This window comes from Anaerostipes sp. MSJ-23 (assembly GCF_018918155.1).
Taxonomy (GTDB): Bacteria; Bacillota; Clostridia; order Lachnospirales; family Lachnospiraceae; genus Anaerostipes.
The window spans coordinates 247,388-262,194 of record NZ_JAHLPY010000001.1; the positions used below are offsets into that span (position 1 = coordinate 247,388).

Consider the following 14,807-nt stretch of genomic DNA (forward strand, 5'->3'; position numbering starts at 1 on the left):
TTTACATACATATCTTGTTTCAACTCACCGTCGGTAATTTCACGGAGCCTGACATGTCGGCCTCATATCAACATGCTTGATCTCGTGTCAACGAAGAATACTGATCTCTCTCCGCCCACCGCCGCCGTGTTGAAAATTTAACTCTACCATTGTAACATACCTTGTTTTCATAGAAAAGTAAAAAATTATATTTTAACAAAAAAGAAACGGCAAAATGCCGCTTCTTTTTAGATTTTCCTTTGGTTGATACGATCTTTTAATCGATTTAATACCTCCCTATGGATAGATGAATCCAATTTTGGGAATGCCTTTAATAATCTCTTATGTTTCTTTTGCACAATTGCAGAAAGATCCTGATATCTTTGTTTCAATTCTTCTGCATGCAATTGCATTTCTTCCGTCATCTCTTTTGATTTCAGTTTTAATACTTCCTGTTTTTCTAATGCTTCCATCACACTGGAGTAAATATTTTCACCGATCTCATCAGACATACGACGTAATTCTTCCGCAATATCATCCATTTTAGCAAGACGACGATTCATTCGGAAGATTGATGCTGCTGTTACATAAACATCGATCAAAATTACAAGAATAAAAACTGCAAGAAATACACTTCCTGCAATATGCGGCATAAACATTAGGATTTTTAGAATGATTGGATGAATAAAATCCACAATGATCACACATGCCACACCCCAGATGAGTGAAAATAAAAGGCAAACATATCCTCCAATATTTAATGGCTGTTTTGTATAATCCCACCATCTGGCATGAAAAATTTTTTCCATGAGCCATCCGGTTAATCCTTCTAATACCGTAACCAAAACTACAGAAGCTACATATAGCAAAAGCAAATTTCCTCTATATTGATTCAAGCACAAAACGACGGTCGTAACCCCTAGCCCATAAATTGGACAAATCGGTCCATTTAAAAAACCGCGGTTGACAAACTGGCGTTGTTTCACCGCGGCATAAGCTACTTCCGTACACCATCCGAAAAATCCATATACAAAAAACGACAGTAATACATAATAAACTGACATGAATTTTCTCCTTTTGATTGTCTACAGTTTCACTGCTTTTTCAATCGTTGCACCTCCAACAACCAGATCACCATCATAAAATACAACAGCTTGTCCTGGTGTTACAGCGCGTTGTGGTTCATCGAAGACAACTTTGATTCGGTCTTCACCATCCATAGAAATGGTACATGGTACTTCCGGACTATTATAACGAATTTTTGCCTTTACGCGAACCTCTCCTTCGATGCCAGCAACTGGCATAAAGTTTACATTTGTTGCATAAAGAACATCTGTAAAGAGTTTATCTTTCGTTCCAATAACAACTTCATTTGTATCTTTATCTACACGAATTACATAGCCTGGCTGTTTTAATGAAAGCCCAAGACCTCTTCTCTGTCCGATCGTGTAATTGATAATTCCTTTATGCTTTCCTAAAATATTTCCTTCCGTATCAACAAAATTTCCTTTCGGAATCGAAATACCTGTTGTTTCTTCAATGAAACTTCCATAATCATGATCAACAAAACAAATATCTTGACTATCTGGTTTATGCGCTACCGGAAGACCAATCTGTTCTGCGATCTGACGGATTTCATCTTTTGAGTATTGTCCGACTGGCATCAGTGTTTTCGAAAGCTGGTTTTGTGTCAGATTATAAAGGGCATAGGTCTGATCTTTCTTTAATGTCTTGGATCTTTTAAGTGCATATCGTCCATTTTCACATTGAACAATCTGTGCATAGTGACCGGTTGCAATATAATCTGCACCAATATCCAGGCATCGTTTCAGAAGAGATTCCCATTTGACATACCGATTGCAAGCGATACAAGGATTTGGTGTTCTCGCATTCAGATATTCCTCACAAAAATAGTCAATGACTTTTTCCTTAAAATCTTTTCGGAAATTCATGACATAATAAGGGATTCCAATGGTATTTGCAACTCTTCTGGCATCATCTACCGCAGAAAGTCCACAACAACCGCCATTTTCCTGCTGTACAATCTCTTCTTCTTCCTGCCAGATCTGCATCGTAACTCCGATTACATCGTAACCTTGTTCTTTCAGCAAATAGGCTGCCACGGAGGAGTCAACTCCTCCTGACATTCCAACAACTACCTTTTCTTTCACAATATCACTCCTAGTATTCTTCCTCTTCTTCTCCTTCGCTGATATCTGTCTTTGGTTTTTCCAGACCTTCAATCTTAATTCCGTTCTTTTCTGCATAATCCCACAATGCTGCATGAATTGCTTCTTCTGCTAACAGAGAACAATGGATTTTTACTGGTGGAAGACCATCTAATGCTTCCATAACAGCTTTATTTGTTACTTCCAGCGCCTGCTGAATATTCTTTCCTTTTACAAGCTCTGTTGCCATACTGCTTGTTGCAACTGCTGCTCCACATCCAAATGTTTTAAATTTTACATCCTGAATGATTCCATTATCATCGATATCAAGATAAATTCTCATGATATCTCCACATTTTGCATTTCCAACAGTTCCAACACCACTGGCGTTTTCAATTTCTCCTACATTTCTTGGATGCTGAAAATGATCCATAACTTTTTCGCTGTACATCGTTTTATTTCCTCCTATATTTCCGATCAATCTCCTTTGTAAATGAGATTTTATTTTCTATGATATATTCCTATTTTTCTTATTTATTCTTTTTTACAAAATCTTCGTAAAGCGGAGACATGGTTCTTAATCGATCTACGATTTCTTTTAATTTGTCAACAACGTAATCCATATCTTCTTTTGTTGTTTCTTCTCCAAGTGTCATACGAAGAGATCCATGAGCAATTTCATGAGGCAGTCCAATTGCAAGCAGTACATGAGATGGATCTAAGGATCCTGAAGTACATGCAGATCCGCTGGAAGCACATACACCTGCCATATCAAGCATGATCAGCAGAGATTCTCCTTCTACAAACTGGAAACTAATGTTGATATTATTTGGAAGACGTCTCTTTCTATCTCCATTTAAACGGCAATAAGGAATTTCTGAAAGAATACGATCAATTGCGTAATCTCTGAGCTCTGTTTCTTTTTTAATTCTTTCATCCATTGTAGAAAATGCAATTTCAACGGCTTTTCCAAGTCCTACAATTCCAGTTACATTTTCTGTACCTGCACGACGTTTTCTTTCTTGTGCTCCACCATGAACAAAGGAACGAAGTTTTAATCCCTTACGAATATAGAGGAAACCAATTCCTTTTGGTCCATTTAATTTATGACCACTGGCACTTAACATATCAATGTGATATTCATCTACATTAATTGGCAGCTGTCCATATGCCTGAACTGCATCTGTATGGAAAATAACATCGTGTTTCTTTGCAATTTCACCAATTTCCTTGATTGGCTGAATGGTTCCAATTTCGTTATTCGCAAACATCACAGAAATTAAAATTGTATCTGGGCGGATGGCTGCTTCTAACTGATCCAATTTCAAAATACCATTTTCATCTACATCAATATATGTGATTTCAAATCCTCTGGATTCAAGATATTCACATGTATGAAGAATTGCATGATGTTCAATTTTACTTGTGATAATATGTTTTCCTTTTTTCTGATATGCTTCAGCAGTTGCCTTTAAAGCCCAGTTATCAGACTCGGATCCACCGGCTGTAAAATAAATATTTTCTGCATCTGTTCCAAGACTTTTCGCAATAATATCTCTGCTTTTATCTACAACTTTACGGTTATTTAAAGCTGGTGTGTATACACTTGATGGATTCCAGAAGTTTTCTGTGAAATATGGAAGCATTGCTTCTACGACTTCTGGTCTGGCTGCTGTTGTTGCTGCATGATCTAAATAAATTAATTTACCCATAATTACAGGTTCCTACCTTTCTGTTTCATCATCTTTCTTATGTAACTGTATTTTATTAAAATCATCCATCAGTTCTCTCAAACTGATAGAATCTACTGTCTCCTGAATGCTGTCATTGATTCTTTTCCATACGGTCTTGGTCACACAGTATTTGGAACCTTTACATTCTTCTCCCTGTCCGATCAGTCCCGCGCAATCCACTAGATTCATATCACCTTCCAGGATTCTTAAAACATCTCCTACGGAAACGCTCTCAGGATCGGCTGAAAGCAGGTAACCTCCTTGCGCTCCGCGAATACTCTTAATAATTCCCGCTTTTTTTAATTTTGGGAGCAGCTGCTCCAAATAGCGCACGGTCACATTCTGTCTTACGGAAATCACACTGATTGCTACAGGTCCTTCTTCACTGTGCACTGCGATGTCTACCAAAGCCCGTAATCCATACTGTCCTCTTGTCGATAATTTCATTGACTCACCTCAATCCCGACTGTTTAACTAGGATTTTCCTTGTTATCTTATCATCCCAGAACGGCACTGTCAACCAAAATACCGCATATCTTATTTTTTATTTTCATACAATAAAAAAAAGAAGAAAAGGCAAGTTTATGAAAAAGGCAGGACCGTTTATTCATGGCACTTTAATCTTAATTACAGCAAACCTTTTTGCCCGCCTAATGGGTTTCTATAATAGAATATTTCTGGCGGGTCTAATTGGTGCTCACCAAATGGGAGTTTATCAGCTTATTTTTCCTATTTATCTTGTTGGTTTCTCTCTTTGTTTTCAAGGATTCCAGACTGCTCTTTCCAAAATCGTTGCTTCCAAAAAAGCTGCCGGACAGGAAGCCAGTGCTAGAAAAATTTTAAAAATCACCGTCTATTTTACTATGATGTTGTCTGTTTTTTTCTCTGTTTTTATTTTTTTCACTGCAGATGAAATTGGACGAACATTTTTAAAGGAAACGGACTGCATCCCGTGTCTTAAACTTGCAGTAATTGCTCTCCCAATGGTTGGCATAAAAGCATGTATCCACAGCTGGTCTCTCGGCATGGGACACTCAGAGCTTCCTGCGCTCTCCCTTTGTATTGAGCAAATTGCACGAGTGGCCTCTATTTTTCTAATTTCTATCACTTTCTTTGCCCGTTTACCCGTTGCCGCACTCATTGCTGTTGCTGGTATGGTAATTGGAGAATTTATTTCTCTTTGTTTTACACTCTTCTTTTACTTTTTTTCAAAAAAAACATCCTTACCTTCAAGGGATTCCTCTGAGTCTCTTTTTCGTGAACTCTTTGATCTTGGATTTCCTCTCACCTGCAATGCTCTTTCTGTCACCCTCCTTCAAAGTGTACAAAGCATTCTAATACCAATGATGCTAACCAGATTTTATGGAAACCAGCATGAAGCTGTGGAAATTTATGGAGTTCTTACTGGAATGACCCTTCCATTCCTGCTTTTTCCATCCACCATCACAGGTTCTCTATCTGTTATGCTTCTTCCAAAAGTATCTGCAGCCAAAACAGAAGGGAATCACAAACTCTTATATCGTGCTGTACGCTACCCGGTTTTCTTTTGTCTCTTTCTTGGTTTTTGTGGCTTTTTTGGCTTCTTTACTTTTGGTCCATGGATCGGACAGCTTGTCTTTGGCAGTACTATCTGTGGTGATTATTTGCGTTCTCTTTCTTTTTTATGCCCATTTCTTTATCTTTCTGGAACTCTTGCCAGTATTTTAAATGGTATGGGAAAAACAAAAGCAACTTTATTTCATAATAGCATTTCCCTAACTGTTCAAATTTTATTTATTGTTTTTGTAATACCTATTTATGGAATTCGTGGATATTTATGGGGAATGATGACTAGCTCCCTTTTGCTCGTCACCTTAAATTCTCTCCACCTAAAAAAAGAATTATACCGACTGTAATACAGACAAACAAAGAAAAGAGGTTACAATATTGATGCAACCTCTCTTCTTTCTTACCTTATTTTTAAAAATGTTTCATATAAGTCTACCGCTCCAAATCCCCATTCCTGATTTGGATAAGTTTTTGTAGCGTCTCTTTTTGCTCCCCGGATGAGATAATTTTTAATTCTGGTTGTATTAATTTCAATGTCATTTCCTTTAACATATCCCCATTCCAGCATCAATGCCGCCATTCCAGCAACAATGGCACCCGATACACTCGTTCCAGTTTTTCTTCCAAAACGATTTCTTGGAAGTGCCCCTAGAATTTCAACTCCAGGAGCTGCAAAATCTGGATGAATGGCATTTCTTGGAAACCCTCTGCTGCTATCAATGTAAATACTACCATTATTAGAATTATAATTTGATACACAAATCAATGCACTTGCGTTGCCTGGTGCTACTAAGTTATTAAATGGATTTGATTCGAGAAAAAAAGTATCTTCCGAAAGGAAATTAGAAATTGGAAGCCAAAGATCAAATTCTCGACTTCCCATATGATCATCTGTAACATAAATATTCCATATTCCCTGTGCTGGATGTTGAAACCGCATGACGATTCCAGGCGCTCCTGCAACCGCATCAACCGTAAAATAATCAACGATCAGTCTCGTTTTTTCCAAAAGGAAACTAACTTCTCTCTGTCCTCTTAGTCCACCTGCAATCCTTCCAGTTCTCTGACCAGATGGAGATTCAATGTCAACATAAAAAGCATTTGGCGGCATTCCCCACAATTCTACTGTAAATCCATATTCCGATGGTCCAACTTTTAATTCCACTCTACTTGCATTTTCTGTTACAATTCCACTGTAATGATGCCTTGATTGTCCCTCATTTCCGCCACTAACGACAATGGCAGTTCCTTTTAACGGTGCAAGCGTTGACAAATATTGATCCAAAGGACCTGTTCCTAAATGAGAAGCTAAGCTCGTTCCCATTCCAATAAACAATACAATCGGTTTTTTTAACTTTTGCGCTACAAGAGTAATATAGCGAATGGCAAGCATCATATCCGTCTCTGCATATGCTTCATAAGATGGATCCAAGCAGTAAAATTCTTTCAAATAATCTTTTGCCTGGCGAAGCTTGACTATAATCAATTGTACATCGGGTGCAACTCCTGTAAATCCATTTTCTTCGGAAAGATTTCCACCGATCAAGCTCGCAAGAAAAGTTCCATGTCCTGATGTATCTGTAGAAGGCACCACTTTGAATGGTTCTTTGCTTTGAATTGCCTGCTCAATTTCTTCCTTTGTATATTCTGTCCCATAATCAAAAATTGCTTTTCCTTCTTCATTTTCAATGGTTTGGTCCCAGATAGAATAAATTTTTGATGACTGATCTTCATATTGAAATACACGATTCTGATAATCAATTCCAGTATCAATCATGCCGACTAATACACCACTTCCCGAAAGATCCAGTCCAGCTCTTTTTACCTGAGCAACTCCTATTTCCTCCATAACAGCAGTGTCCATCAAACCAAAACACCTTGGAATCGAATTATACTCATAATCGCTACTCCGAAATACCGTTTGTCCTTTTTTTGGTACATACGCCACAGAAAAACGATTACTGATTGGAATTACACAATCAGTAGCAAATCTTTTTTTCACATCCTCAATAATCGTGCTATATTCTACAATAAATTCAAAATAATCTTCACTCGATGGTACGCCTTTGCAATCCATGCAAACCTCTTTTTTACTTAATATATGCCCTGCATATTTCCTTTATGTACTAAAAAATTAATACTGTTCTGTTAAAACACCTTTCTGATAAGCCCATAAAAGTTGTTCAAGATCTGCTATTTTTTCTTTTAATTCTTTTCCAATATCCGTATCTTCTACACATTTTCTTCTTGTTACTTTTTTAATAACGATTGTGTCTGAATGAATATCCGTTTCTTCTCTGATTGCTTCATCTCTTGATTTAAACGGTTCATGGGCGACTAACTTTAATCCATAAGAGTTTGATACAAGAGTATACCCTGCAATACCTGTTGTTTTTTGGTAAGCTTTTGAAAATCCTCCATCAATGATAAACAATTTTCCATTACATTTGATAGGGCTTTCTCCTTTTTTAACCGCAACCGGCATATGACCATTGACGATTTTTCCAGTTTCTGGATTCAATCCAAATTCTTTTAGAATCTGATTGATTACTTTTTCATCTTCAATTAAGCGATAATAGAAATCTTTCTTTTCTACTTTTACAGCCGCATCGTCAAGGAAATAGCGTTCAAACGTTGCCATTTTATCTTTTCCATAAACTGGCGAATTCTCATTAGACCAAATAAACCACATAATATCCTGTCCATAAGCACGAGCTTCCATATCTTTTTCTTCATAATATCCCTGCCTTGCAAGATGTTCCAACACATCATATAAATTTTTTCCAGAGTAAGCAACTCCCTGAATTTCAACTTGACGAAAACTTCCATCTTCATTCAACGGCACGCATCCATGATATAGAAGCATATCATTACATACTTTATAAAGAGCTCCTTTTGAAAAAAGATAACGAACATGTTCATTTAAGTGAGCGCAATATTTAAATGCTGTCACAAGATGATCTACGACATATTCTTCTTCTTTTGTCAGCTTATATGGATCTTTTGGATCAATTGTTGGAAAATTGGTATCCTTTAGCGGATAGTCTTTTCCTTTGATCTTAACGGTTCCTTTTTTCAAATCAATTTTATCAAGCAATAAACGGTCATCCATTAAAAAGTCTGGGCGGCGCTTGATCAATTGTCCTTCTAGCTTAAACTGAATAATTGCAATTGCCTTATGCATTTTTTTATTCAATTCTTCTTCGCGAATATCTTCCTTACATACTTCCCCAGACACATGGAAAAGTTCACATGGATCATCTTTATAACACTCCAAAGCAAATCTGGCCAGAGGAATCAAGTTAATTCCATAACCATTTTCAAGCACATCAAGATTATTATATCGCGCACAAATACGCACAACATTTGCAATACATGCCGGATGTCCAGATGCTGCTCCCATCCATAAAATATCATGGTTTCCCCACTGAATATCTACCGTGTGACAATTCATAATACAATCCATAATTCTATGAGGTCCTGGTCCTCGATCATAAATATCACCAATCACATGCAAATGATCAATCGTCAGCCTCTGAATCAGATGTGCCATCGCTGCAATAAACTGACGCACCCTTCCTGTTGTGATAATCGTTTCAAGAATTTGTTCCACATATCCCTTTTTGTCTAATGTTCTATGCTCTGTCATCAACTCTTCCATAATATAAGAGAATTCTTTTGGCATTGCTTTACGCACTTTGGATCTTGTATACTTACTTGCCGTCAATCTTGCCATATGTACCAAACGAATCATCGTAACATGATACCATTCCATCATTTCGTTTTTTGTCATTTGTTCTTCCATCAAATCCATTTTCTGCTCTGGATAATAGATGACCGACGCTAGATTTTTCTTTTCCTTTGTTGTCAGCGTGTTTCCAAACTGATCTTCAATTTTACTTCTTACTGCCCCCGAACCATTTCGGACAATATGACTGAACTTTTCATATTCCCCATGAAGATCTGATACATAATGTTCTGTTCCTTTTGGAAGATGTAAAATTGCCTGAAGATTAATGATTTCCGTTGAAGCAGCTGCGATATTTGGATAACGAACTGCCAGTTCCTTTAAATACTTTACCTGATTCATCGCGAACCTCCTTTTCCTTATCTTTTATTTTATCAATCCTTTTTGGAAATGACCAGCCCTGAACCATTCATTGATCAAACGATAACTTTTTTTCATAGCAAACGCCTATACATAAAAATGACAGTCAGACTCTCCTACCCTAAAAAGCCTGCTGTCATTTTTTCCGTTCTATTTTATTTTCAAATTCCTACCCATTTTCCTTATTGTTTTTTCGTTTTCAAAAAATAAAAAACCTCCCTTCGGTTTTATATACATAAAAAATGAAAAATCATTTCTTTCTGTTATATATACAACCGAAAAGAAGGTTATGTCTCAACTTTTTTTATTTTATAAAAATTTTTTTGATTTTACTGATCTCTTAATTCAATCACTGGACTTCCATGGTTTTCAATGTAATCTTTCGTAATTACAACACGGCCAATAGAATCATCTTTTGGAATTTCATACATAATATCCAACATAAATTTCTCGATGATTGCGCGAAGGGCTCTAGCTCCTGTTTTTTTCTCCAAAGCTTTCTGGGCAATGGCTTCCAAAGCTCCATCATCAAATTCTAGTTTTACTTCATCCAGTTCTAGAAGTTTTTGATATTGTTTTAAAATTGCATTCTTTGGCTCTTTCAAGATTTTGACAAGCATTTCCTTTGTAAGTCCATCCAAAGTAAATACCATTGGAAGTCTTCCAATAAATTCTGGAATCATTCCATACTCTCTTAAATCATCATTTGTTACATTGGCGATGATGTTTTCTTCCTGATCAAAACGATCTTTTAAATCTGCTCCAAATCCGATCGAAGTCTTTTTCATCATACGTTTTTTAATGATGCCCTCAAGATTTGGGAAAGCTCCTCCGCAAATAAATAAAATATTTTTTGTATTGATCGTTGTCATTGGAACCATTGCATTTTTATTTGTTGCTCCAACTGGAACTTCTACTTCTGCACCTTCTAGAAGTTTTAATAATCCCTGCTGTACAGCTTCTCCACTGACATCACGACTATTTGTGTTCTGTTTTTTGGCAATTTTATCGATCTCATCAATAAAAATAATTCCATGTTCTGCCTCTTCAACATCGTTATCTGCAGCCTGCAGTAACTTTGAAAGTACGCTTTCCACATCATCACCAATATAACCTGCTTCGGTTAAAGATGTCGCATCTGTAATCGCAAGCGGCACTTTTAATAATCTTGCCAATGTCTTTACAAGATAAGTCTTTCCACATCCTGTTGGCCCGATCATTAACATATTCGATTTATCAATTTCAATTTCATCCATCGTGTTTGTAACCACTCTCTTATAATGATTATAAACAGCAACAGACATTACTTTTTTTGCATAATCCTGTCCAATCACATATTCATCCAGCATCGCTTTGATCTTATGTGGTGCAGGAAGATCTTTAAGATTTAATTCTTGTTTTTCTTTTTTATCTTTCTTCTTTTTCTTTAACGCAGGCTGTGGCTGCATTCCCTGCATATCTCCCATGATTTTTGTAAAATCCAGGTTATCAAGATCCAAATTTCTTGCATCAATAAAACCAAATTGTCCATTTCCCATAGAATCTAATGTTCTCTGCATACAATCTGGACAAATATAAATATCATTTGGAAGTGTTAACATCTTTCCCGTCATGGATTCCGGACGATGACAAAGGTAACAATAATGTTCTATTTCTTTTTTTTCATCTTCCTGTTTTACTTCTTCAATCTCATGATCATCATGATTATTTTTTTCTTCTGACATACCGTCTCCCTCATTTCTCTATTATCTTAGAAAGTATTTCTTTTATTTTTCCTGTTCCTTCTATAATATCGTTTTTCTTCATTCTAGTAAAGCCTAAAATATATTGTTCTTTGAAAGGTTTTCCTTCTATATAATAATGGGAAAGTGGATAGATTCTAACTCCCTGCTTCTTCAACTCTTCTTCAAAACGATCTGTTTCTTCTATTTTAAAGTCTGTGATCACATGAAGCCCGGCTCCCTGTCCAGAGACCGAAACAATATTTCCCATCTCTTTCATACATTCCAGTAAAATATCATGCTTTTCTTTATAAATATTACGCATTCGGTTTAAATGTCTTTCAAAATGCCCTTCTCTTAAAAAAAGAGTCAGCACTTTCTGATCAATTCTTGATACTGCACAAGAAAAAATACCAAGAGTCTTTTTGTAAGCCGGTATTAATCTTTTCGGCAATACCATATAACTGATACGAATCGCTGGTGCAATTGCTTTGGAAAAAGTCCCCATATAAATAACTTTGTCACTCTGATCCAATCCTTGTAAAGCTGGGATAGGTTTTCCATGATAGCGGAATTCACTATCATAGTCATCTTCTATAATATAGCGGTCTTCCTTTTCCTTTGCCCAATGAATTAACTGTCCCCTACGACCAATTGGCATTACAACGCCTGTTGGATATTGGTGTGCCGGTGTCACATAAGCAAGATTCGCCTTTGTTTCTTCTAATTTTTTAACATTTAATCCTTCTTTATCCATGGAAACTGGACAAATTTGAAATTCCAGTTCTTTTAAAATTCCATGTGCATTTGTATATACCGGATTTTCAATTCCTATGATTTGATTCTTTCCCAATACCTGACGCAGTAAAAATAAAAGATTTTCCATTCCAGCACCAATCACAATCTGACCAGTACTCGCATGCACTCCTCTTGACTGGCTCAAATAATACATAATTGCCTGCCGCAGTTCAAAATCTCCCTGTGGATCTCCTTTTTGAAATAATTCACTATTATCATCGATCATAATTTCCTTTAACAGTTTTCTCCATATGTGATAAGGAAATTGTGTCATATCTACACCGACTGGCGAAAAATCAAATGGAATCTTTTCCTGTACTGGCACTGGTTCTTCTTTAATCTTTACCGGAATATTAAGTGAAGCTAATTCTTCTATTTTACAAACATAAAAACCACTTCTTGGCCTTGATTCAATATAACCTTCTGCAACTAGCTGTTCATAGGCTAAATCAACGGTATTTCTGCTGACATCCAAATGTTTCGCCAATCGCCTAGATGATGGGAGCTTCGCTTCAAAAGGAATGGCACCCGTCTTAATTTCTTCCCGGATGCCATAATAAATTTGTTGATATAAAGGTTCTTTTTTCTTTGGATCAAGTCCTACTATCAACATAAAATCACCTGCTTATTTTGCATTTTCAATTGTAATTTTCTCAATAATTACATCTTTGGCTGGTGTACTCTGCTCACCACTTCCATTATCTTTTGTCTTAACTACTGCAATCTTATCAAGCACATCATATCCATCGATCATTTGTCCGAAAACAGTATAACCTCCAGTCAACGTAGGATAACCTCCCTGTTCCTCAAACAACTTCTTCTGTGCATCTGTCAAGTCAATGCTTCCTGTCTCAATCGCTTCTTTTGCAGTATCTGCTTTTGCCTGAACAATGAAGAATTGACTTCCATTTGTATCTTGCCCAGCATTTGCCATGCATAAAGATCCTCGAAGCGGCAGTAGTTTATCACTTGTTTCGTTTTTAAATTCTTTTCCCCAAATGCTTTCTCCACCACTTCCTGTTCCTGTCGGATCTCCGCTCTGAATCATAAAATCATTCATAACACGATGAAATTTCTGTCCATTATAATATCCATTATCCGCTAAAGTCACAAAATTTTTCACTGCAAGCGGTGCCTCTTTTAGGAAAAATTTAAAACGCATTTGCCCATATCCTTTTACCTTCATTGTTGCGATCGTTTCTCCCTTTTGTGCATCCGCAAGCTGCTTTGTCTTTTTGGCCCCTGTAATTTTAGGAACTTTATATTTTGATAAAACCTTATCTTCTTTTTTTGCTTCTGTTGTCGTTTTTTTTGCAGTATCACCGCTCTTCTTGGCTCCACATCCTACACATAAAGCCATGGAAAGAATCATGCAGCCTGTCATTATCGCTCTTCTCATTCTCATTTCCTTTCTTTACTGTTCTCTGATCTTATCTGCTGGAAATACGATATGATTTTGTCTTCTGACTTCATCAAGAATCTCCATTTCCATTTCAGACCATGGTAAAAATTCGTGATCTATATTTCCTTCTTTTATTAAACGAATAAAGTCTTTTGTTTCATAAATCATTGGATTATCTCGGAAATCAAAAGACAACTCTTCCATACTTCCATCTCTTCCATAAATCGTAATTTTCTTTAAAATCGGACATTCCTCAATCACCATACATCCATCTTCTCCCTGAATTTGTGTAGGAAGTTCTGAATTTGTAATTTTAGAATAAATAACTTCTGCTTGTTTATCCCCATAGGAAGCCAGAATACTTCCAGCACCATCTACACCATTTTCCAAGAAAATACTGTCCGAAAGAATTTTTTTTGGTCTGCCGAATAAAGCAGCCAAAAAATGGACCGCATAAGATCCGATATCCATCAGGGCTCCATTCGAAAGTTTAGGATTAAATGCATTTTCCACAATCCCATTTTTAAATTTATCATATCTAGATGAATACTGACAATACTGGATTGTTGCTCTTCGGATTGTTCCAAGTTTATGAAGATGATCTTTCATTGCTTGAAATCCAGGCGAATGTACATTTTTCATTGCCTCCATAAAAACAACATTGTTTTCTTTTGCCGCATGAATCAAAAGATCAAGCTCTTCTTTATTAGAACAAACCGGTTTTTCACATAACACATGTTTTCCATAATTGATCATTGTAATAGAATGTGCATAATGCATATACGTCGGACTTGCTATATAAACTGCATCGATCTCTGAATCCTGAGCCATCTCTTCATAATTATCATATACTTTATCTACATGATATTTTGCCGCAAAAGCCTTTCCTTTTTGAAGACTTCTTGAATAAACCGCAACCAATTTGATTTCCTCTAGCTCCTGAACACCTTCCATGAACCAATCGGTGATAAAATTAGTACCAATTGTCGCTAAACGAATCATAAACACATTCCTCCTGTTATTAAAAATCTCAGGACAAATTTCCTAGACATCTCCAAAGTCGCAGGCCTCCTAGCCTTGCTCAACGAGGATACTCATGGAATGCCTACATGGCAAAAAATAAATTCCTCGCCACTTCTTTTGCATTCCATCTTGGAAATTTCATTTCTCTACAGACTCGTAAAACATTTCGTGTTTTTCTCGTTGAAAATGCCCATCTGTGTGCATGCGTGGCTACTGAATAAATCCCTCGCCACTTCTTTTGCATTCCACCTTAGAAATTTCATTTCTCTACAGACTCGTAAAACACTTCGTGTTTTTCTCGTTGAAAATGCCCATCTGTGTGCATGC

General features: G+C 36.6%; 12 protein-coding genes. 1 reads left to right on the plus strand and 11 read right to left on the minus strand.

Annotation, left to right across the window (positions count from 1 at the left end):
- Positions 1 to 227: 227 nt before the first annotated feature.
- The 5 genes from KQI71_RS01240 to KQI71_RS01260 all read right to left on the minus strand — a co-directional run bounded on the left by KQI71_RS01240 (position 228) and on the right by KQI71_RS01260 (position 4,327).
- Positions 228 to 1,043, minus strand: coding sequence for a putative ABC transporter permease (locus KQI71_RS01240; protein WP_216433275.1), 816 nt, complete (start codon positions 1,041 to 1,043; stop codon positions 228 to 230).
- Between the two features lie 21 nt (positions 1,044 to 1,064).
- On the minus strand, positions 1,065 to 2,150 hold the full coding sequence (gene mnmA, locus KQI71_RS01245; protein WP_216433277.1) for a tRNA 2-thiouridine(34) synthase MnmA: 1,086 nt from the start codon (positions 2,148 to 2,150) through the stop codon (positions 1,065 to 1,067).
- 10 nt (positions 2,151 to 2,160) lie between these two features.
- Positions 2,161 to 2,598 (minus strand): Fe-S cluster assembly scaffold protein NifU, encoded by a 438-nt coding sequence (gene nifU, locus KQI71_RS01250; RefSeq protein ID WP_216433279.1) that lies wholly within the window; start codon positions 2,596 to 2,598, stop codon positions 2,161 to 2,163.
- Between the two features lie 79 nt (positions 2,599 to 2,677).
- Positions 2,678 to 3,859 carry a cysteine desulfurase NifS gene (gene nifS, locus KQI71_RS01255; protein ID WP_216433281.1) on the minus strand — a complete coding sequence of 394 codons (1,182 nt, stop codon included), beginning with the start codon at positions 3,857 to 3,859 and terminating at the stop codon, positions 2,678 to 2,680.
- A 12-nt stretch (positions 3,860 to 3,871) separates the two neighbouring features.
- Positions 3,872 to 4,327 carry an RrF2 family transcriptional regulator gene (locus KQI71_RS01260; protein WP_216433283.1) on the minus strand — a complete coding sequence of 152 codons (456 nt, stop codon included), beginning with the start codon at positions 4,325 to 4,327 and terminating at the stop codon, positions 3,872 to 3,874.
- 137 nt (positions 4,328 to 4,464) lie between these two features.
- On the opposite strand from KQI71_RS01260, the gene KQI71_RS01265 reads away from it, so the two are divergent.
- Positions 4,465 to 5,775, plus strand: coding sequence for an oligosaccharide flippase family protein (locus KQI71_RS01265; RefSeq protein WP_216433285.1), 1,311 nt, complete (start codon positions 4,465 to 4,467; stop codon positions 5,773 to 5,775).
- A gap of 53 nt (positions 5,776 to 5,828) precedes the next feature.
- On the opposite strand, the gene KQI71_RS01270 is transcribed toward KQI71_RS01265, so the two are convergent.
- The 6 genes from KQI71_RS01270 to KQI71_RS01295 all read right to left on the minus strand — a co-directional run bounded on the left by KQI71_RS01270 (position 5,829) and on the right by KQI71_RS01295 (position 14,459).
- Positions 5,829 to 7,505, minus strand: coding sequence for a S8 family peptidase (locus KQI71_RS01270; RefSeq protein ID WP_216433286.1), 1,677 nt, complete (start codon positions 7,503 to 7,505; stop codon positions 5,829 to 5,831).
- 57 nt (positions 7,506 to 7,562) lie between these two features.
- Positions 7,563 to 9,518 (minus strand): fructose-1,6-bisphosphatase, encoded by a 1,956-nt coding sequence (locus KQI71_RS01275; protein ID WP_216433288.1) that lies wholly within the window; start codon positions 9,516 to 9,518, stop codon positions 7,563 to 7,565.
- A 347-nt stretch (positions 9,519 to 9,865) separates the two neighbouring features.
- Complete coding sequence (gene clpX, locus KQI71_RS01280) at positions 9,866 to 11,260, minus strand: ATP-dependent Clp protease ATP-binding subunit ClpX (protein WP_216433290.1); 1,395 nt, start codon at positions 11,258 to 11,260, stop codon at positions 9,866 to 9,868.
- A 10-nt stretch (positions 11,261 to 11,270) separates the two neighbouring features.
- Complete coding sequence (gene pdxR, locus KQI71_RS01285) at positions 11,271 to 12,668, minus strand: MocR-like pyridoxine biosynthesis transcription factor PdxR (RefSeq protein WP_216433292.1); 1,398 nt, start codon at positions 12,666 to 12,668, stop codon at positions 11,271 to 11,273.
- A 12-nt stretch (positions 12,669 to 12,680) separates the two neighbouring features.
- Positions 12,681 to 13,454: a peptidylprolyl isomerase gene (locus KQI71_RS01290; RefSeq protein WP_216433294.1), complete on the minus strand. Its 774-nt coding sequence runs from the start codon at positions 13,452 to 13,454 to the stop codon at positions 12,681 to 12,683.
- A 15-nt stretch (positions 13,455 to 13,469) separates the two neighbouring features.
- Positions 13,470 to 14,459 (minus strand): Gfo/Idh/MocA family protein, encoded by a 990-nt coding sequence (locus tag KQI71_RS01295; RefSeq protein ID WP_216433296.1) that lies wholly within the window; start codon positions 14,457 to 14,459, stop codon positions 13,470 to 13,472.
- Positions 14,460 to 14,807 lie beyond the last annotated feature (348 nt).